The 19379-nt window shown below is 37.2% G+C and carries 19 protein-coding genes; 8 read left to right on the top strand and 11 right to left on the bottom strand.

Features of this window, described 5'->3' with window-relative positions; all coding sequences use genetic code 11:
• The first annotated feature begins 106 nt into the window (after nt 1-106).
• The 7 genes from FFWV33_RS09295 (at nt 107) to FFWV33_RS09325 (ending at nt 6699) form a co-directional block, all read left to right on the top strand.
• On the top strand, nt 107-1288 hold the full coding sequence (locus tag FFWV33_RS09295) for an MFS transporter (protein ID WP_108740656.1): 1182 nt from the start codon (nt 107-109) through the stop codon (nt 1286-1288).
• Nucleotides 1289-1462: 174 nt separating this feature from the next.
• Nucleotides 1463-2395 carry a peptidylprolyl isomerase gene (locus FFWV33_RS09300; protein ID WP_108740657.1) on the top strand — a complete coding sequence of 311 codons (933 nt, stop codon included), beginning with the start codon at nt 1463-1465 and terminating at the stop codon, nt 2393-2395.
• Nucleotides 2396-2541: 146 nt separating this feature from the next.
• On the top strand, nt 2542-3405 hold the full coding sequence (locus FFWV33_RS09305; RefSeq protein ID WP_108740658.1) for a hydroxymethylglutaryl-CoA lyase: 864 nt from the start codon (nt 2542-2544) through the stop codon (nt 3403-3405).
• Between the two features lie 133 nt (nt 3406-3538).
• Nucleotides 3539-4075: a hypothetical protein gene (locus tag FFWV33_RS09310; protein WP_108742507.1), complete on the top strand. Its 537-nt coding sequence runs from the start codon at nt 3539-3541 to the stop codon at nt 4073-4075.
• Nucleotides 4072-5472, top strand: coding sequence for a DUF5723 family protein (locus tag FFWV33_RS09315; RefSeq protein WP_108740659.1), 1401 nt, complete (start codon nt 4072-4074; stop codon nt 5470-5472). Before FFWV33_RS09310 ends, FFWV33_RS09315 begins: the two co-directional genes overlap by 4 nt.
• Before the next feature lie 195 nt (nt 5473-5667).
• The gene (locus FFWV33_RS09320) at nt 5668-6036 is read left to right on the top strand and encodes a hypothetical protein (RefSeq protein WP_108740660.1); all 369 of its coding nucleotides are present in this window, start codon (nt 5668-5670) and stop codon (nt 6034-6036) included.
• Between the two features lie 27 nt (nt 6037-6063).
• A complete protein-coding gene (locus tag FFWV33_RS09325; protein WP_108740661.1) occupies nt 6064-6699 on the top strand; it encodes a DUF1801 domain-containing protein in 636 nt (211 codons plus the stop codon).
• On the opposite strand, the gene FFWV33_RS09330 is transcribed toward FFWV33_RS09325, so the two are convergent.
• The 7 genes from FFWV33_RS09330 to FFWV33_RS09360 form a co-directional block, all read right to left on the bottom strand.
• Nucleotides 6684-7184, bottom strand: a complete 501-nt coding sequence (locus FFWV33_RS09330) for a 4'-phosphopantetheinyl transferase superfamily protein (protein WP_108740662.1) — start codon at nt 7182-7184, stop codon at nt 6684-6686. The two genes, FFWV33_RS09325 and FFWV33_RS09330, sit on opposite strands and share 16 nt — an antisense overlap.
• Nucleotides 7181-7435: an acyl carrier protein gene (locus tag FFWV33_RS09335; protein WP_108740663.1), complete on the bottom strand. Its 255-nt coding sequence runs from the start codon at nt 7433-7435 to the stop codon at nt 7181-7183. Before FFWV33_RS09335 ends, FFWV33_RS09330 begins: the two co-directional genes overlap by 4 nt.
• Nucleotides 7436-7443: 8 nt before the next feature.
• Complete coding sequence (locus FFWV33_RS09340; RefSeq protein ID WP_108740664.1) at nt 7444-8715, bottom strand: beta-ketoacyl-[acyl-carrier-protein] synthase family protein; 1272 nt, start codon at nt 8713-8715, stop codon at nt 7444-7446.
• 129 nt (nt 8716-8844) lie between these two features.
• On the bottom strand, nt 8845-9267 hold the full coding sequence (locus FFWV33_RS09345) for a 3-hydroxyacyl-ACP dehydratase FabZ family protein (protein WP_108740665.1): 423 nt from the start codon (nt 9265-9267) through the stop codon (nt 8845-8847).
• 44 nt (nt 9268-9311) lie between these two features.
• Nucleotides 9312-10364 (bottom strand): type III polyketide synthase, encoded by a 1053-nt coding sequence (locus tag FFWV33_RS09350; protein WP_108740666.1) that lies wholly within the window; start codon nt 10362-10364, stop codon nt 9312-9314.
• Nucleotides 10361-11071, bottom strand: a complete 711-nt coding sequence (locus tag FFWV33_RS09355; protein WP_108740667.1) for a methyltransferase domain-containing protein — start codon at nt 11069-11071, stop codon at nt 10361-10363. Before FFWV33_RS09355 ends, FFWV33_RS09350 begins: the two co-directional genes overlap by 4 nt.
• Entirely contained in the window at nt 11072-12190 is a 1119-nt protein-coding gene (locus FFWV33_RS09360; protein WP_108740668.1) for an NAD(P)/FAD-dependent oxidoreductase, read from the bottom strand.
• A gap of 293 nt (nt 12191-12483) precedes the next feature.
• On the opposite strand from FFWV33_RS09360, the gene guaB reads away from it, so the two are divergent.
• Nucleotides 12484-13956 (top strand): IMP dehydrogenase, encoded by a 1473-nt coding sequence (guaB, locus tag FFWV33_RS09365; RefSeq protein ID WP_108740669.1) that lies wholly within the window; start codon nt 12484-12486, stop codon nt 13954-13956.
• Between the two features lie 62 nt (nt 13957-14018).
• On the opposite strand, the gene FFWV33_RS19380 is transcribed toward guaB, so the two are convergent.
• The 4 genes from FFWV33_RS19380 to FFWV33_RS09380 form a co-directional block, all read right to left on the bottom strand.
• Entirely contained in the window at nt 14019-14165 is a 147-nt protein-coding gene (locus FFWV33_RS19380; protein WP_170111545.1) for a hypothetical protein, read from the bottom strand.
• On the bottom strand, nt 14152-14736 hold the full coding sequence (locus FFWV33_RS09370) for an ATPase (protein ID WP_108740670.1): 585 nt from the start codon (nt 14734-14736) through the stop codon (nt 14152-14154). The genes FFWV33_RS19380 and FFWV33_RS09370 overlap by 14 nt, the downstream gene beginning before the upstream one ends.
• 269 nt (nt 14737-15005) lie before the next feature.
• Nucleotides 15006-16868: a CocE/NonD family hydrolase gene (locus tag FFWV33_RS09375; protein WP_108740671.1), complete on the bottom strand. Its 1863-nt coding sequence runs from the start codon at nt 16866-16868 to the stop codon at nt 15006-15008.
• Nucleotides 16869-16973: 105 nt separating this feature from the next.
• The gene (locus tag FFWV33_RS09380; RefSeq protein WP_108740672.1) at nt 16974-19223 is read right to left on the bottom strand and encodes a cation:proton antiporter domain-containing protein; all 2250 of its coding nucleotides are present in this window, start codon (nt 19221-19223) and stop codon (nt 16974-16976) included.
• Nucleotides 19224-19379 lie beyond the last annotated feature (156 nt).

The following is a 19379-nucleotide window of genomic DNA, read 5'->3' on the forward strand; positions in this document are numbered from 1 at the left end:
AAAAGTTAATTTTTGAGGGTATTTTTGTGGAATAATGTGTTTTTATAAATAATTATTTAGATTTTGTTTAGCAGTAAATTTAAAATACACCCGCTACTTTTGCATCATGAATTTATCAAAAAAGAATGTCCTGTTTATGGCAATTGCAACTGGAATCATCGTTGCAAACATATATTATTGCCAGCCGTTAATTGTGCTCATTGCAGCCGAATTTAACATCCCACCTGCAGACGCAGGTACTATTGCATACCTCACACAAGCAGGTTATGCAATTGGTCTTTTTCTTATGGTGCCACTTGGTGACAAGCTCGAGCGCAAAACGCAGATCATGTATACGACCTTTGCGTCAATAATCGCTTTGATTCTAGCAGCTACGGCACAAAATTATTTAATTCTAGAAATAGCATCACTCTTAATCGGAATGACATCTATTGTTCCGCAACTTATTTTGCCCCTCGCGGCCGCACTGAGCGCACCCGAAAATCGTGGTAAAGTAGTAGGTACCATCATGAGCGGATTGTTGGTTGGGATCTTATTGTCAAGAACGTTAAGCGGTTTTGTGGGTAACGTATTAGGCTGGCGCGCCATGTTTTGGATTGCCGCTGGACTTTGTATGGTACTCTTTTTTATAATTAAAAAACAATTTCCACAAAATAAACCTGTTTTTATTGGATCGTATGGCCAATTAATCGGTTCACTTTTTACTTTGATCAAAGAACAGCCGTTGTTGAGAGAAGCTACTTTGATCAATGTATTCAGCTTTGCTCAATTTGGTGCTTTTTGGACCACGATGGTTTTATTGCTTTCGGGGGCACCTTTTCATTATAACAGTGCAACTATTGGCTTGTTTGGTGTTGTAGGAGCGTCAGGAGCATTAGCAGCGCCTCTGTTGGGTAAATTAAGTGACAAAGGCGGTTCTAGGGTTGCTGTTGGCTATGGCTGTTTGTTTATCGCACTAAGTTTTGTGATTTTTTACTTCTCAAGTGCCAATGTGTATGGAGTGATTTGCGGCATTGTGTTGATCGACATAGGTTTACAGTCGGTTCATATTTCCAATCAAACAAGAGTATATTCTATTTTGCCAGAAGCGAGAAACCGAATGAATACGGTCTTCATGTCTTTTAGCTTTTTGGGAACGGCTGCAGGAACGGCTTTCGGTTTGTTTATGTGGCAATTAGGTGGTTGGCAAGCTGTAACCCTTGGAGGATTATTCTTATCCGCCTTGGCATTTACCGTTTATGGTATTACCTATAAATCAAAAAGGAAATTGCACTGCGCAAACGCTTAAGTTTTAAAGTATAAATAAACTAGTCCGTCAAATTATCGAACTAGCGATTTTATTTTAAATAAACAGTTTTATAATTGGACTAGCTCGAATCGAAAATTATACTTGTGATTTTAACGTTTCACTCGATTCTAAAAATTAATTTGTAAATTTGCACTTCAATAAAAATAAAAAAAGATGGAAAACGGAATATACGCTAAATTCAACACTTCAAAAGGTGCTATTTTAGTAAAATTAGAGCATGAATTAACACCTGGAACAGTAGGGAACTTTGTTGCTCTTGCTGAAGGAAATATGGAAAACAAAATCAAGCCTCAAGGACAAAAATTCTATGATGGTTTAAAATTTCATAGAGTAATCCCTGATTTTATGGTTCAAGGAGGATGTCCTCAAGGAACTGGAACTGGAGATCCTGGGTATAAATTTGATGATGAATTCCACAAAGATTTACGTCACAATGCACCTGGAGTCTTGTCTATGGCAAATTCAGGTCCTGGTTCAAATGGATCTCAGTTTTTTATCACTCACGTTGCTACACCATGGTTAGATGATAAACATACCGTTTTTGGAAATGTAATCGAAGGACAAGATGTCGTAGATGCTATTGCTCAAGGTGATAATTTAGATTCAGTTGAAATCATTAGAGTAGGTGAAGAAGCTCAAAAATGGAATGCTATCGAAGCTTTCGTAGGTTTAAAAGGAGCTCGTTTGAAAAAACAAGCAGCTTTAAAAGCAGAAACAGAAGCAAAAATGGAAACATTGGCTGCAGGTTTCGAGAAAACAGAAAGCGGATTGCGTTACCAATTCATCCAAAGAGGTGATGGTAAACAAGCTGAAGCTGGAAAAACAGTTTCTGTACATTACGAAGGTTCATTAGAATCTGGAAAAGTATTTGACTCTTCTTACCCAAGAAAAAAACCAATCGAATTCCGTTTGGGGCAAGGACAAGTAATCGAAGGATGGGACGAAGGTATCGCTTTATTAAAAGTTGGTGACAAAGCTCGTTTTGTAATTCCATCTGATTTAGGATACGGAGCAAACGGAGCTGGAGGAGTTATTCCACCAAACGCTACTTTGATTTTTGACGTAGAATTAATGGAAGTAAAATAAGGGTCATACCTAATTTTAAAGACACAATAAAAAATCCCGATTGCCAAATGGTAATCGGGATTTTTGCTTTTTAAAAGCAATAAAATCCACTAAATCTTTCCAAAAGTAAATCGGTTTAAAACTTAGTTTTTATATCTTTGGTTACTATGAAGGAAGTTAAAATCATCGAGTGTCCACGAGATGCCATGCAAGGCATCAAAACATTTATTCCCACAGAGCAAAAAGCAGCTTACATTCAGTCGCTTTTGCGTGTAGGCTTTGATACTATTGATTTTGGTAGTTTTGTATCCCCACGTGCCATCCCGCAAATGCAAGACACTTCAGCTTTATTGGACCAGTTAGATTTGTCTGCCACAACAAGCAAATTATTGGCTATTATCGCCAATACCAAGGGAGCAGAAATCGCTGCCACGCATAGTCAAATCGATTATTTGGGTTTTCCATTCTCTATTTCAGAGAATTTTCAAATGCGTAACACACACAAAACCATAGCCGAATCGCTAATAACTTTAGAAGAAATTCTGAATATTGCCGATCAAAGTAACAAGCAAGTTGTAGCCTACCTTTCAATGGGATTTGGGAATCCGTATGGTGATCCATGGAATATGGAAATCGTAGCACAATGGACCGAGAGAATGTCAAATATGGGAGTCAAAATCCTTTCATTGTCCGATACAGTAGGGAGCTCAACACCAGATGTGATTCATTATTTGTATTCGCATTTAGTACCAAAGTATCCTCAAATTGAGTTTGGTGCTCATTTTCATACAACTTACGACAAATGGTTCGAAAAAATTGATGCGGCTACCAAAGGAGGTTGTACCCGTTTTGATGGTGCTATTCAAGGTTTTGGCGGTTGTCCAATGGCAAAAGATGAATTGACCGGCAATATGCCCACTGAAAAACTACTGTCTTACTTTACAAGCAACAAAATAAATACCAACTTAAACCCGTTAAGTTTTGAGTCAGCTTATAATGAAGCCTCGAAATTATTCAATAATTACAAATGATTTAGATAGCAAGATGTACAGGCAATGCACAAGCGCAAATCGCGATCGAGCTTGCTTTCGAACAAAACAATCAGAATCAGAAATGCTGCTTACGTTGACTAGCAGATTTTTAATCAAAAACTTTGAACTCCTTATGCAAAAAATAGTAAGCCTGCTTTTTCTAAGTCTTATACTTGTCTCTTGTTCAAGCAAACTAGACTTTGATCAAGTAAACGATCTCAAACTAGAACCGGTAATAGTTGCTAATCTTTCTTATTTTGATATCGCTGCACCCGATTTTGTCACCAATGGTCAAGAAACAATTGTTTCTGGATCCTTGCAAAATTTTGATGTATTCAGAGATAGTTTTTTCAGAGATAATTTGGTTCAATCCGACTTTTTTTTCGAAATAACCAATACTATAAATAGACAGTATCGTCTTAATTTGCTTCTTCTAAATAGTCAAAATAGAATTTTGTACAGCATTAATTTTAATGTGTCCGCTAGCGCTGGAACCCCGCAAGTGGTAACTCAGAAAGAGATTTTTAAGGATGTGAAATTAGATCTCCTTAAACAAAGCCAAAGAATAGCATACCACATCATTATGTTACCCGGAAAGTCCTTAACAGCCGCTAGTACCGGACATTTAATCTTCAAATCAAGTGCAACTGTTTATATGGACATACAATGAGAAAGCAATTACTCACCTTTAGTTTACTGCTTTGTTCCTTAGTAAGCCTTGCACAAAACAAGCAAATTCTTTACAACTTTACTGCAGTACCACAATCCATGATGACCAATCCGGGAGCAGATGTATCCTATAAATTTTATTTTGGGGTGCCGTTCCTATCTGGCTTTTCAGCAAACGTTGGTTCTACAGGTTTTTCAGCCTACGATTTATTTGCTGCCAACGGAGTCGATTTTAATACCAAACTTAGAACTGTTGTCAATGAAACAACCAACAAGGATAAATTGGTTCTCAACGAACAGTTAGAAGTTTTTAACGGCGGTTTTCGACTGGGCGAAAGAGATAATTACACTTATTTTTCGTTCGGAATGTACCAAGAATTGGATGCCATCGTATACGTGCCCAAAGATCCGCTTGTACTGGCGTTGGATGGCAATCAAAATTACATAGGTCGATCTTTTAACCTCGGTGATCTCAATGCAAAAGCAGAAGCAGTTTCGGTCTTGCATTTCGGCTTCCACAAAAACATCACAGAAAAACTTATTCTAGGTGCAAGAGCAAAAATCTACACCAGCGGTTTCAATGTCACAACAACCAAAAACGCAGGCTACGTCTACACTATACCGTCAAACAATACGGTTTACGAACAACAAATATATTCAGATCTGCAACTGCAAACCTCAGGATTATCCAACTACATCGATAATAATGCAGGATTTGAAGGAGGTAAAAAAACAGCCAAAAAAGCTTTTCTCGGCCCCGATCTCGGTCTTGGTTTCGATCTTGGGTTTACCTACAATCCTAAGAAAAACATCCAGTGGACGGGGAGTATTCTCGATATCGGATTTATTAATCACAGCAGCGATGCCAAAACCTATACCTACAAAGGCATCTACAATTACCAAGGAGTAAACCCCAATTTTTCCAACATCAACAACTCTGGAGATACGTACCAAGAATTTCAAGACGCCATTCCGCTAGACACCACCCGCGCAACATACAAAACTTGGCGACCTATAAAAGTGAATGCTTCCTACCAATATTCATGGAACGATCACCGTACTGATGCCCCTTGTGACTGCTTGGGTAAAAGTAATCAAGCCTATCAAAATGGGGTTGGAGCACAGCTTTTCATGATGTCTACGCCAAAGGCACCTATGATCGCACTTACCGGTTTTTATCAACGCCGAATCTTTACTGGGCTGAACATGAAAGCGACTTATACCGTCGATTCCTTCTCTTATTCCAACATTGGTTTAGGACTTTCAGCCAATATTGGAGCCTTCAATTTGTATCTCATGGGAGACAATTTGCTAGCGTACCGCGATCTTTCCAAAGCCAAAAGTCTATCCTTTCAAATGGGACTCAACTTTGTATTCAAAGGCAAAGAAGAAGAGTAGTTATTGGGAGTTATTTCCAGCTGTACATTACAAGTCCTCAGCAGTAGCACCCTTTTTCTAAGACCAAAAAGGAGCTTCTTTCAGTCGCTCTTTTTGATCAAGAAAAAAGTGGTGCTACTGCTTCCGGGCTTTCCATTTCCATCTGGACTAGGGTTTAGGGGATAGATTAGAACGAGGTTTTAAATTGAGAAAAGCATGAAAAAGTATCTTTTAATTATAGCATTCTTGTGTATTGGTCAGCTCGTAGCACAAGATATCTCGGGTAATGATCCTGACAAAACTCTCAAAGAAAAAATTTATACAGCGAACAAAAAGAGGGTGATGAACTTCTCAAAAAAGCAATTTGACGCCTTGTTTTTTGAGTTTTTCGAAAAGAAAAATAATGTAAATACAATTTTGTCCAAAGAAGAATTTTACCAATATACCATTCAAATCGCTATCTTTTCAGACCGCTTAGCTACTTTATATCCTGAAGAAATACAAATTGCTAACGAAAGTAAAGCAAAGTGGCTAGCTGAGCAATACGATGATTATCTTAGCGTGATCAAAGCCAAAACCAAATAGAATTTGAACCTTTAATCCAATTGCCGTATGAATCCAAAAGTAGATGATTTTTTAAGCAAAGCGATCAATTGGCAAAACGAAATGCAGTTGTTACGAAAAATGCTCTTGGAGTGCCAACTGGACGAAGACCTTAAATGGCGACAACCATGCTATTCCTATAACAATACCAATGTGATCATCATCGGAGGGTTCAAGGAGCATTGTACGCTGAGTTTTTTTAAAGGAGTCTTACTGCAAGATCCCGAAGACTTGCTTGAAGCACCGGGCGAAAATTCCCAATCGATGCGTGTCATAAAATTTAAATCCGAAGAGGAGATTGTAAACAATCGAGCTATTTTGAAATCGTACATCTATCAAGCAATCGAAATCGAAAAAGCCGGTCTAAAAGTAGTTGTCACAAAAGATGTTGACTTGGAATATCCAGAAGAATTAAAACTCCATTTTGCACAAAATCCAACTGTTCAATTAGCTTTCGAATCTTTAACTCCGGGTAGACAACGTGGTTATCATTTGTTTTTTACTGCTGCCAAGCAATCTCAGACCCGCACGGCACGGATAGAAAAATACAGCCAACAAATCCTAAGTGGAAAAGGCATCAACGACTGCACCTGCGGATTATCCAAAAAAGGAACTATTTGTGATGGATCTCACAAATTATTGTAATCGAGACCAACAACAATAGTACTTCGCCCATGATGGCTGACAGATACAGGCGCTCCCGTGTGCACGTGTATGGGCAAACCTTTTTTATTCTTTTTGTAATTAGTAACTGGTAATCGTTTTATTTTTTCTAAATCTGATTTGTATTGCACAACTACTGTATGCACAATACCGTCTTTGATAGTAGTTTGCCCATAAAATAAAATGCCAAACAGCGCTGTTGTAGAATTGTATCCGTCACCATCATTTTCTAGTGACTGCACTTCAATTTTTATAGGATAGAAACCTTCATTGTATTCTATTCGCTGGTACGCCTTGTAAACAGACTCTTTGATGCTCCACAATACCCAAACCATTTCATCAGGGTGCACCGATTTTTTAATAATTGTTTGTTCCCAAGTCGTGTACAATTTGTCGAGATAGCCTTTGCGTCGCCAATTGCTTTCCGTTTTTGCAAGAACTAAATCGACTACGTCGTTGCCAATCATTTTTCGGCCAATTTGGTTTGGATTATTTCAATCGTATTTTCGATATCCACCATTTTTTCCATTGATTCATTGTCGATTACAATGCCAAAAATATCTTCAACATCTAAAATGATATCCACCAAATTAGCCGAATTAATATTCAAATCAGTGATAAAATGGGTTTTGTCTGTGAGGTTGGCAAAAGCATCTTCATCGTTTACAAAAGGTTGTACAATGGGTTTTAGTTTTGCAATTATTTCTTCTTTATTCATACTGTATTTTATTTATATTTTTTAAAAACCAAGCAGCCGTTGACATCGCCAAATCCAAAGCTTGCTTTGATTGCAATATTTAGTTCTTTTTCAATACGTTGCTGCGGTATTTTTTCGGTTGCAATGCAGTCACTTATTTCAGGATGTAGGTCTTCACAATTTCGATTCGGAAAAATAAAATTATTATAGAGTTGCACAACCGTAGCAACAGTCTCAATACTCCCTGCGGCAGACAAACAATGCCCAACCATGGATTTTAATGAATTGATATATGGAAAGTCGGTCCCTTTTCGATTCAGTGCTTCGCTCCAATTTTTTATTTCTAAGGCATCTTTTGAAGTTGCTGTCAAATGACCATTAATGTAATCAATTTCCTTTGCTGTGATAGTAGCGTCTGCCAAGGCATCGACAATGCATTTTTGAACTGCAACAGAGTTTGGTGCCGTCATCGTTCCTTCGCCTCTTTGTCCTCCCGAATTAATATTACCTCCCAAAATCTCAGCATAAATACGAGCTCCACGTGCCAAAGCGGTTTCCAATTCTTCAATAACGAGTGCACCTGCGCCGCTACTTGGTACAAAGCCCGATGCTGAGGCGCTCATAGGTCGTGATCCATTTTCGGGATCTGTATTATGCTTAAACGTGCAAACTTTCATAGCATCAAATCCGCCCCAAATGTAGGGTCCAGAATCACTTGTACTTCCTACTAGCATGCGCGTTGCCTTACCAGACTGTATGCGCTCGAAGCCCATCATAATGCTTTCGGTACCAGTAGTGCAAGCCGATGAGTTGGTGGTCACTTGGTTTCCTAGTCCAAGTTTTCCGCCCAAATAAGCAGATACGCCACTGTTCATTGTTTGTGCCACTGCTGTACTGCCCAGTCTGCGAGTTTGAAAGTCGTCAATTTTATAAATTGATTCTCTAAACTTTTCGATTCCGCTAGTTCCTGTTCCAAATATAGTTCCCGAATTCCAATCAGGATTTTCATTATTTTCAATAGACAAACCTGCATCTTTCCAAGCATCAAGTCCTGCCATTACGCCATACATAATACCGGTAGAGTTAAAATTCCTCAGTTCTAATTCTGAAAAGTACTGTCTCTTTAACTCTTCGGAAATTACAGGAGTTCCCGAAATTTGACAGGAAAACTGCAGTCGCTCCAATTCGGCATCGTGCAAAATTCCCGAAACACCCTTTTTTATAGCATTTGTAAACGCTTCGAGGCCAACGCCATTGGGTGATACAATTCCTAGTCCTGTTATGACAACTCTCTTTTTCAATTTTTCAGTTCAATTTCAACTTCAAAAAGAAACTACAAAAGTTTATTTTTAAAAGTTAGATTAATGGGTATAATTTCTTTTGTCCGAATGCCGCAACATTTTTTAAATATTTACAACTTAAACAAAACATCAAACGATAATCCCTGCTAAAGTACCCGTGCAAACTACTTCTTGGGCTGCATTGGTCATTTTTACTTTACACTTCAATTTACCAAATCGGTAATAGATTTTTTCGGCAACTATAATTACTTTTTCATCTGGATAAACGGGCTTCAAAAACTCTACTTCAGAGGAGGTAAAAGCAATATTTTTAATTTCATTACCATCGTTGAGGTAAATTCCCAAACAGACCAATCCTATTTGTGCCATGGTTTCGATCAAAATCACGCCGGGCGTAACAGGATTGTTTTTGAAATGCCCTTTATAAAAATCTAAATTGGCATCAAACGTGAAAGTTCCTTCAATTCCGTTTTCATTCACAGACATTATTTCGTCCACAAATAAAAAAGGGGAGGAGTAGGGTAACTTTGCTACTATTTGTTGTTTGTCCATTATTTATTTTTTATAGTCCTCTTTTTGGGAGCGTTCAGGAGATTTTACCATTCTAATAAAACCCTTTGCGCCGTAAATCCGGGGCCAAAACTTAACATAACTCCCTTTTCACCTGCTTTGGGCTGTTTGTCCATAATACGTTCGAGCACATACAACACAGTAGCGCTAGACATGTTTCCATACAAACGTAATACCTCTTTGGTGTCGTCTATGTTCTTGCCAAGGTCAGAGAACAAGCCTTCGACTAAGGTAACGATTTTTTTGCCTCCTGGATGAAAAATTAAGTGGTCAATTGCTGCAATATCGAGTTGATTTCGTTCCAAAAACGGATGGATAATCGCCGGGAAATGTTCTTCGATAGTATCAGGTACCGCTACATCCAAAATCATTTTCAATCCTTTGTTGGTCAGTTCAAACCCCATCATTTGTTCGTTGTCATAAAAGTGATACATCGATTCGTCTACCACTTTTGGGCCTACAGCATCATCTTCTGAAGACAGTAGGACACAAGCAGCTCCATCACCAAAAATAGCAGCGCTAACAATGTTTGCCATCGAATAATCATCCAACTGAAAAGTGGCAGTCGGACTTTCGACAGTAATCACAGCGGCTCTTTTATTCGGGTTGGCTTTGAGGAAATTTTTGGCATAAATAATTCCCGATACACCACCAACGCAACCCATTTCGGTCACGGGTAGTCGCACAATATCTTGGCGAAGTCCCAATTTATTGATTAAATAGGCATCTAGTGACGGAATCATAATACCGGTGCAACTCACTGTAATGATGAAATCAATCGATTTTGGATCCCAATCGGCTTTGGCAAGTGCTTTTTGCAGCACTTTTTCGCCCAAAATAATCATTTCTCGTGCATAGATGGTATTGCGCTCTTCAAAGGAGTTTAGTGAAAATACTTCGGCAGGATCCATGATAGAATACCGCTTGTCTACTTTTGCACCTTCAAATATTTTTTTGACTTTACGTTGAAAACGCTCTTCTTGATTTTCTAACCAAAGGTCCAAAAATGGCAATATATCCTGTGTTTCTCTAGAGAAATCAGGAGTTTGTGTGGCTACATTTATTATTTTTACGCTCATAGTTCAGTTTTAATAATCCATTGGTATCGGAAAGCCCATCGCCAATGAATGCTATAATTTTTAAAGTTGTTTGTATTGGAAAAGGCAACAAGTTCTTCTTTTTTAAACCCTCTTAAAATAGAGATTAAGCCATCCTCTCGCGACATACGATTCAATCTGAAAACGAAACAAAGCAACTGAAACAAACGATACGCAATTTTGCTGCGTTCCAAGTCGTTTATGATGATGCCTATGCGTGCTTGTTTGGCAAACAATTGTAGCAAATAGTTGATTTGGTCTGTTTTGAAATGATGCAAAGTCAAGGTGCAAAGTACCACATCATATTTTAAGGTGCTGAAATGCTCCTCAAAAATATCCAAACATTGGTAACTAATAGTCGGATAGTCGACCGATAGTGTAGTTGCATGTTCTATGGTAAAAGCATTGGCATCGATTCCGATTAGGGTTAGATTCCAATTCATTTTTTTTGCATACTTGGCTAGGGAACGCAGCATATCTCCATTACCACAACCGATATCTACAATGGTAAGTTGTTCTTTTTTCGAAAGAATCAATTGTGATACTCCTTCTAAGGTAAGTGCGTTACCACCCAAAAATTGATTGATACTTGCTATTTTGTCCAAGGCATCGCGCAATTCTTCTCCTTCAAGAGCGAAGTCGTCCATGATTTCTTCTTCGGTGGTTCTTTCTTTGGTATTGATGCTCATTTAGATTGGTTTTCCATGGGTTTTTTTAATGATAAAAGGGAGAACGAACGGGAAAATCAATAGGCTTTTCATCACTATTTTTGATGCCCAATCGTTCAATAATAAACGAGATAATAGCCTTCCAAATTGTACTCTACTTTTAAAAGTAGTATTCCATTGATTTACGTAGTTGCGCTCCAACTGGTTTCGACTGATTTTCTGATGTAAAAAGTCGGTGATAAGTTCAGATGCTATTTTGGCACTGTGAATAGCCATTGCCATTCCGTTCCCGCATAACGGGTGTATGAGGCCAGCAGCATCTCCGATCATGAGCATATGATTCTCGATTTTTGGTTTATTTTCGAAAGATATTTGACCGATTGTTAAGGGTTTATCAAATAATAGCGAGGCATTTTCGAAAATAATTTTCAGTTTTGGATTTTTTGAAAGCACCATTTCCTGAAATTCGGTTATGTTTTTATATTTTTTGAAAGTTTCATAGCGAACCAAATAACAAATATTTACAGTATCGTTTTCCACTTTTGAAACACCGCAATAACCACCCTCAAAATTATGTAAACTCACTACATCTGCAGGGAAATCTAATTTATAATGTGCTTTGACTGCTAACCAAGGTGATTTTTTGGTTATGAAATTTCGTTTTAATTGTAAGTCTAAATTTGATCTTTTCCCAAAACTTCCAAGGGCAATTTTGGATTCGTAAACAGTGCCTTCTTCCGTTTTTATAATGAAATTTTCATCAGTGTATAAGACGTCAACAACAGTTGATGGAATGATTTTAACGCCCAGTTTTAAACAAGTTTGGTACAAATAACGGTCTAAGGTGTACCTGCTAATACCAAAACCGCCAAGAGGCAAATTCGTTTTTATTGCTGCTCCAGAACCAGTCGAAAGTAGGGTTTTGTTGATTTTGGTAGGATGAAGAGATTCAATATCCAAGTCCAAGGTTTTCAAATAATCCCATACCTCATTCGATATAAATTCGCCACAAACTTTGTGTTTTGGAAAGTTATTTTTTTCGAAAAGTGTAACAGAAAAGCCTTGTCTAGCGAGGTGAATTGCCGCCGTCAAGCCAGCTAAACCTGCTCCAATAATCGCTATTTCTATTCTGTTATTCATTAAATGATAGTATTGAAGTGAAAGATAGTCATTGACTATTGAAATAAGCGTTCATCAATTCTTAATTTTTTCGAAAATAAAGATACTACCCTTTTTTATTTTCGAAAAAGGAAAGTGTGATTTTATGCATAATTCTAGTCGAAAGAGCTGTTTTTTATGGCGGTATATTTTGTAGGAACGTACTAACTGCAAAGGTTAATTAATTGTGAATGATTCAAATCGGTTAAAAATTTTTAGCTTTTGTTATAAAAATAATGACTATATTTGCACGCAATTCAACTAGAAATTGCACCATGATAGCACACAACACAAAGATTATCGGCGAAGGTTTAGCTTACGACGATGTATTATTAGTTCCTAATTACTCCAATGTGCTTCCAAGAGAAGTGAGTATCCAGTCAAAATTTTCAAGAAATATAACACTTAATGTACCAATTGTATCTGCAGCTATGGATACAGTTACCGAAAGTGCAATGGCAATTGCTATGGCGCAAGAAGGTGGTATTGGTGTTTTACATAAAAACATGACGATTGAGCAACAAGCTGCCAAAGTACGTAAAGTGAAGCGTGCTGAGTCAGGAATGATCATCGATCCTGTTACGTTACCAATGTCGTCTGTAGTGGCTGATGCCAAAGCAGCAATGAAAGAATATGGTATTGGCGGAATTCCGATTGTGGATGAAAACCAAACTTTGAGAGGAATCGTAACTAACCGCGATTTGCGTTTTGAAAAAAACAATGCAAGACCAATTATTGAGGTAATGACCAGTGAAAACTTAATCACGGTTGCCGAAGGAACGTCACTTGAACAAGCAGAGGTTGTTTTGCAAGGTCATAAAATTGAAAAACTTCCTGTAGTAAGCAAAGACAATAAATTAGTGGGTTTAATTACCTTTAGAGATATTACCAAGTTAACTCAAAAACCAATTGCCAACAAAGATGTTTACGGACGTTTGCGTGTAGCGGCTGCCATTGGCGTTACGGGTGATGCGGTACAAAGAGCAGAAGCACTTGTAAATGCTGGTGTAGATGCGATCATCATTGATACAGCTCACGGTCACACACAAGGTGTTGTGAATACCTTGAAAGAAGTAAAAGCAAAATTCCCTCAAATCGATGTTATTGTTGGAAATATAGCAACTCCCGAAGCAGCCAAATATTTGGTTGAAAACGGTGCAGATGGTGTGAAAGTCGGAATTGGACCTGGTTCAATTTGTACTACTCGTATTGTTGCAGGTGTTGGTTTTCCCCAGTTCTCTGCGGTGCTTGAAGTAGCTGCGGCTATCAAAGGAACAGGAGTTCCTGTAATTGCAGATGGAGGAATACGTTACACTGGTGATATCCCGAAAGCAATTGCTGCCGGCGCTGACTGTGTAATGTTAGGGTCACTTTTGGCTGGTACTAAAGAATCTCCAGGAGAAACTATTATTTTTGAAGGTAGAAAGTTCAAATCTTACCGCGGAATGGGTTCTGTGGAAGCGATGCAAACAGGATCAAAAGACCGTTACTTTCAAGATGTTGAAGATGATGTTAAAAAATTAGTTCCAGAAGGAATTGTAGGACGTGTACCTTATAAAGGAGAATTGAACGAAAGTATGTTGCAATTCATCGGTGGTCTTAGAGCTGGAATGGGATACTGTGGTTCAAAAGATATTCCAACACTTCAAGAAACAGGTCGTTTTGTACGCCTTACTTCAAGCGGAATTACAGAAAGTCACCCACATAATGTAACAATAACCAAAGAAGCTCCAAATTATTCAAGATAATTTATAGTTTTCATAAAATAAAAAAGCGGTCTAAATAGTTTTAGACCGCTTTTTTTGTGCGGTTAAGGTTTCACTCGAACTATTTTGTTATCTTTTAAAATTACCATCTCGCTATTCATTTTCTTTTTAAACTCTATTAATTTCTCATAGACTTTATCCATTCCTTCTATTATCTTTCTTTGGTTTTCAGTTCTTTTAAATGTTTTCATAATAATATTTTTTTAAGGAGTCGAATTTATTTTTGCTAGTAATATCAATCTCAGAATTTAAAGTTTTTTGAGCGATAAGTTCATGAAATCCTTCTGAATTATCAAAGATTAGTACTTCATCAGCAATTGGAAGATAAATTTCAAATAAATTTTTTATACCATTGATATATCTTCTTTTTATTACATCAGTTTCTATGTTGTGTCCACCTTCTTTTACCCTCGTTTTAACACGTTCAATGGCTAGGTCTACATTTTGAAGCCAAAAAAATAGTAAAGTTACATTATAATTGTTTTTCTTAGCAATTGCAATTTTTGCTTTGTAGCTTTTTGTTGCCAAAGTTGTTTCAAAAGCAAAATTTTCATTATTTTCCAATAATTCATTTATCCTGTTTAGCATAATTCTACCAGATTCAAAGGAAACTTTTTCTGGCTGAAAAGGAGATAATCCCTTAGCAATTTCATCTGCGTTGACAAATTCCTTACAATTTAATATTTCTGGTAAAATTGTAAATGAAGCAGTAGTTTTACCTGCTCCATTGCAACCAGCAATAATGTAAAGATTGTTTTTCATATATCAAAGATATGCAAATTCATTTTTTATTCTATGATTTTTTATTCACTTTAAAAGCAGGGGGAGAATACTTTAACACAACTATTTAAATAATTGCTTAAATTTTATTTGCATTCAAGTTAAAGTGGAATTACAGAAAGTCACCCACATAATGTTACTATAACAAAAGAAGCTCCAAATTATTCAAGATAATTTATCCTTCTATAAACATAAAAAAAGCAGTCTAAAATAAAATTTAGACTGCTTTTTTATTGGGTTTTAGTTTCGAGTTATTCAAGAATAGCAGCTTCTAAACTACTTTCTCCGTAAATTTTAATAAATGCTTTAGTGTAATCTTCTTTGGTAGCTAGATTCACGTTAGGTATAAATTTTTGAGGATTCACCGCAAAAAGAGGGAACCAAGAACTCTCAATTTGTACCTGAATTTTGTGTCCTTTTTTGAAGGTATGCATCACATCTTGCAATTTAACATTAACTACGGTTTTTACATTCGGAACCATAGCTTCTGGTTTTTCGATTGAATTTCTAAAACGAGCAGGCATGATTTCACTACGAACCAATTGGTGGTAGTTACTGTAAATTACAGTTGGTTTATCCGGGTTTACAGGTTCGTCTTCAGGATATACATCAATCAGTTTTACAATAAAATCAGCATCTGTACTTGTTGTAGAAACAGTTAATTTAGCCAATAATTCGCCTCCAAAAGTCAAGTCATCAGTTAAAGCTTCTGTTGTAAATGTAGCAACATCTGGTCGAGTGGTTGCAAAACGTTGGTCTTCGCTCATATAATTGCGAGGCGTAAAACCATTAAAATCTTTTAAGTTCTCAGAACTAATTACAGGTTTCTTTGGATCGCTATAATATTCGGTGAAATTTTGTGAAGCCGCTTTTTCAAGTGTACCATTCGCTAAATAAAAAGAAACTTTTTGAGTATTTTCTGGTGGATATTTCGAAAATTCTCTCCATTTTTTTGCTCCCGTATCAAACAATATCGCTTCTGGAATGCCCGCATCTTCTTTGGTATTGCCTTTTAGATAATGACTGAAGAATTTAGTTTCTATATTTTTTTGGTAATATGTAGCAATGCTATCACCAAAATAAATGTCGTTATGATATGTTTTACCAGTTTCTCTTCCCCATGCGCCATGTGAAAAAGGCCCCATTACAAGCGTGTTTTTTGCTTTTGGAGATGTTTTTTCAATTGTTTTGTAAATATTCAAGGGGCCAGAAAGGTCTTCCGCATCAAACCAACCGCCAACTACTAATACTGCTTGCTTCACATCTTTTAGGTGCGGTAGTAAGTTTCTTGTTTGCCAGAAAGTATCATAGTTTGGATGATCCATAATTTCTTGCATGAAGAAGTTGTCTTTGTAATAATGATCAACGCCCTCTTTTAAAGTTCCCATTTCGGTATAGAATTTTAAACCGTCATCAGATTGCTTTTTTATAACCGAATTACTGTACCATGCCGTAGGTGTGTTGGTTGTTTTTTGAACTCCAAACACGGGTAAAGTTCTGAAATAACCCAGCATAAATCGGCCATTGTGCAAGAAGTCATCATTCCAGAAATTAGAAATTGGTGCCTGTGGAGAGCTAGCTACAAGCGCAGGATGGTTGGATAAAATTCCGACCGCGGTATAAAATCCAGGGTAAGATGTTCCGTATTGACCCACTTTTCCGTTGTTGTTGGCTATGTTTTTCACCAAATAATCTACCGTATCGTAGGTGTCGGTACTTTCATCAATTGCTTTTTTGTTGGTATGCTCCACTTGAGGCGTCATGTTGGTAAAGGTACCCTCGCTCATATAGCGTCCACGAACATCTTGTTGCACAAAGATATAGCCGTCTTGAAGCATAAAGTTATTCAGTGCAACACGTGTAGAGAATTTATCTTCGCCATAAGGTGCAATGCTATAGCAGGTACGCATCATAACCATCGGGTATTTTTTCTTCTTCGAAATATCCTTTGGTGTATAGATTGAGGTAAACAGTTTGACACCGTCACGCATGGTGATGTATAGTTCTTTTTTTGTGTAATGGTCTTGTATGTAAGTGCTTATGGGTGGTTTTTGCTCCTGAGCCGAACCAAAACTAAAAGTCAAGAGTAGAAGAATAGCAATTAAATTTTTCATATGTAGATACTATTTATTTTTATAGGTAAAAGGAATTTGCGTTCAATTATTAATTTTCGTAGAAAAATAAAGAGCGTTCTATTTTTATTCAAAGTTTAGAAGGCACTATCGCTCTACAAACAATTTATTTAATAATTTTTTATTCCCCACAATCCACAAGATATCATCTTTTTCAAGAATAATATTTGATTCGGGGTTTAGCATTCGAACACCATTTCGTTCAATTCCAACAATCAATCCTTGTGTTAATTCGCGCAGTTTTGAACGTCCGATGGCTTTGCCTATAAAGTCTTGATTTTCTAACTCAATTTGACGTAAGACTACTTCGTTATTTACTTTTTCTGGAATCTCAATTTCATTCAATCTTAAATATTCAGCAAATACTTTGACCTGTTCATCGGTACCAATAACACCAATTTTGTCACCAGGGAACAAACGTTCCATTTTGTTCGGAACTTCGATTGTGATATCTCCACGATTGATGTAGGCAATATTGATTCCCATTTCTTCTCTCATTCTAATTTCTCGAAGTGTTTTTCCGGCTAGATTTGATTCCTTCGCTATAGTAAAGCTAGACATGTGACCATCCCAAGGTGTAAGGTTAGCATGTTGTCTGTTTATTTTTGCGGCTTCACCCTCTGATCTGTCATTCAGGTTTTTCAGAAAATGACCTTCAATTTTATGGTACTGTGTGTGTAATTTTTTAGGAAACAGAAGATAGATGATTACTGCACTCACAAGCGCAACAAATGCGATCACAGGTGAGAAGAATATATTCAGTAAAAATCCAATATAAAAAACGGCAAGTCCCATTCGCAAAAACAGTAGCATCAAGATAGGTCCTTTGTATTTTCTTTCCCTAAACAAGGATGCTACCTCTTTGACTGCCACTTTTCGAATGGATAGGGCGTATAAAAAAGGAGAAATAATCACAAGGGTAATCAAGGCTGCAATTGCATTTCCAAATTTAGAATTTTCGACCAAAGGCACTACAAATTTCGAACAAAGTAAAATGATAGACGTAATGATAATGGTATGAAGTACGATATGGATCAAGTGCGTTCTTATAACGACTTGCCAAGTGCTTACAGCTCGTATTGCTTGTGCGTTGGTACTGTAACGATTGATTTTTTTGGTTATCCTGCGCGGTAATTTTTTTTCTAGAAATTCAGAAAAAGGTACTGCTGCTTTGACCATGAATGGTGTTGTAAAGGTTGTAATAGCCGAAACAGCAACCACAATAGGATACAGAAAAGAACTCGTTACATGCATTGTAGTTCCTAGGGTAGCGATAATAAAGGAGAATTCTCCAATTTGTGCCAAACTCATTCCGGTTTGTACAGATTGTTTTAAGGGTTGTCCCGAAATTAATGCACCAATAGTCGAACTTATTGACTGTCCAAAAATGGTGATAAAGGTCAAAATCATCACTGGTCCAGCATACTCATATAGTGTAGTTGGATTGATTAACATTCCTACTGATACAAAGAATACCGCTCCAAACAAGTCTTTTACGGGTTTAATTAAATGTTCGATATGTTCAGCTTGCGTAGTTTCTGCGATGATAGATCCCATGATAAAGGCACCAAGAGCAGGTGAGAATCCAACATCGGCCGCAAGGATTACCATCATAAGGCAGAGCGCTAGAGAAATGATCAACAGCATCTCGTCTGTCAATAAATGTTTGGTCTTTTTGAGAACTGTTGGAATAAAAAAGATTCCTGCTACAAACCAAGCCGTTAGAAAGAAGGCTAATTTTAAAACTGAAAAGAGAAGTTCACTACCCGAAAAATTTTGTGTAGCCGCTACCGTGGATAGTAAAACCATCATTAAAATGGCAATAATATCTTGTACGATCAGCGAACCAATTACGATTCCGGCAAATTTTTGGGCTTTTACGCCCAACTCATCAAATGTTTTTAGAATAATGGTAGTCGAGGAAATGGAGAGGATTACTCCCAGAAAAATGCTATCCATCAGTTTCCATCCCATCCATTTACCGGCCAAAAAACCAACTAATACCATGGTGATGATTTGCGTGACGGCGGTAATGGAGGCTGTACCACCTACTTTCATTAATTTTTTAAAACTAAATTCGAGTCCTAAACTGAATAATAAGATGATTACACCAATCTCAGCCCAGATCTCGACACTCTTAATGTCTTTTACTGAAGGGAAAAAATCAAAATGATTTCCGGCCAAAAATCCTGCAATCAGGTATCCAAGTACTAAGGGCTGCTTAAGTTTTTTAAAGATTAAAACAGCAATACCAGCAGTCATTAGGATTAATCCAAGATCGCTTATCAAGGGTTTTAAGTGGCTTGTTGTTTCTACTACGGTTGCTGCGGCGCTCATTGTTTTTGTTTGGTATTAAAATGCTATCGTTTATTTAGGGTTAAATATACCAAAAGCATTGGTTTTGTGCAATCTATCTCTCGCGATGGAGTGATTTATGGTGAATTCATAAAAAAAGCTATCGGTTAAGATAGCTTTTAAAAATTGAATTCATTT

Source organism: Flavobacterium faecale, assembly GCF_003076455.1.
GTDB lineage: Bacteria > Bacteroidota > Bacteroidia > Flavobacteriales > Flavobacteriaceae > Flavobacterium > Flavobacterium faecale.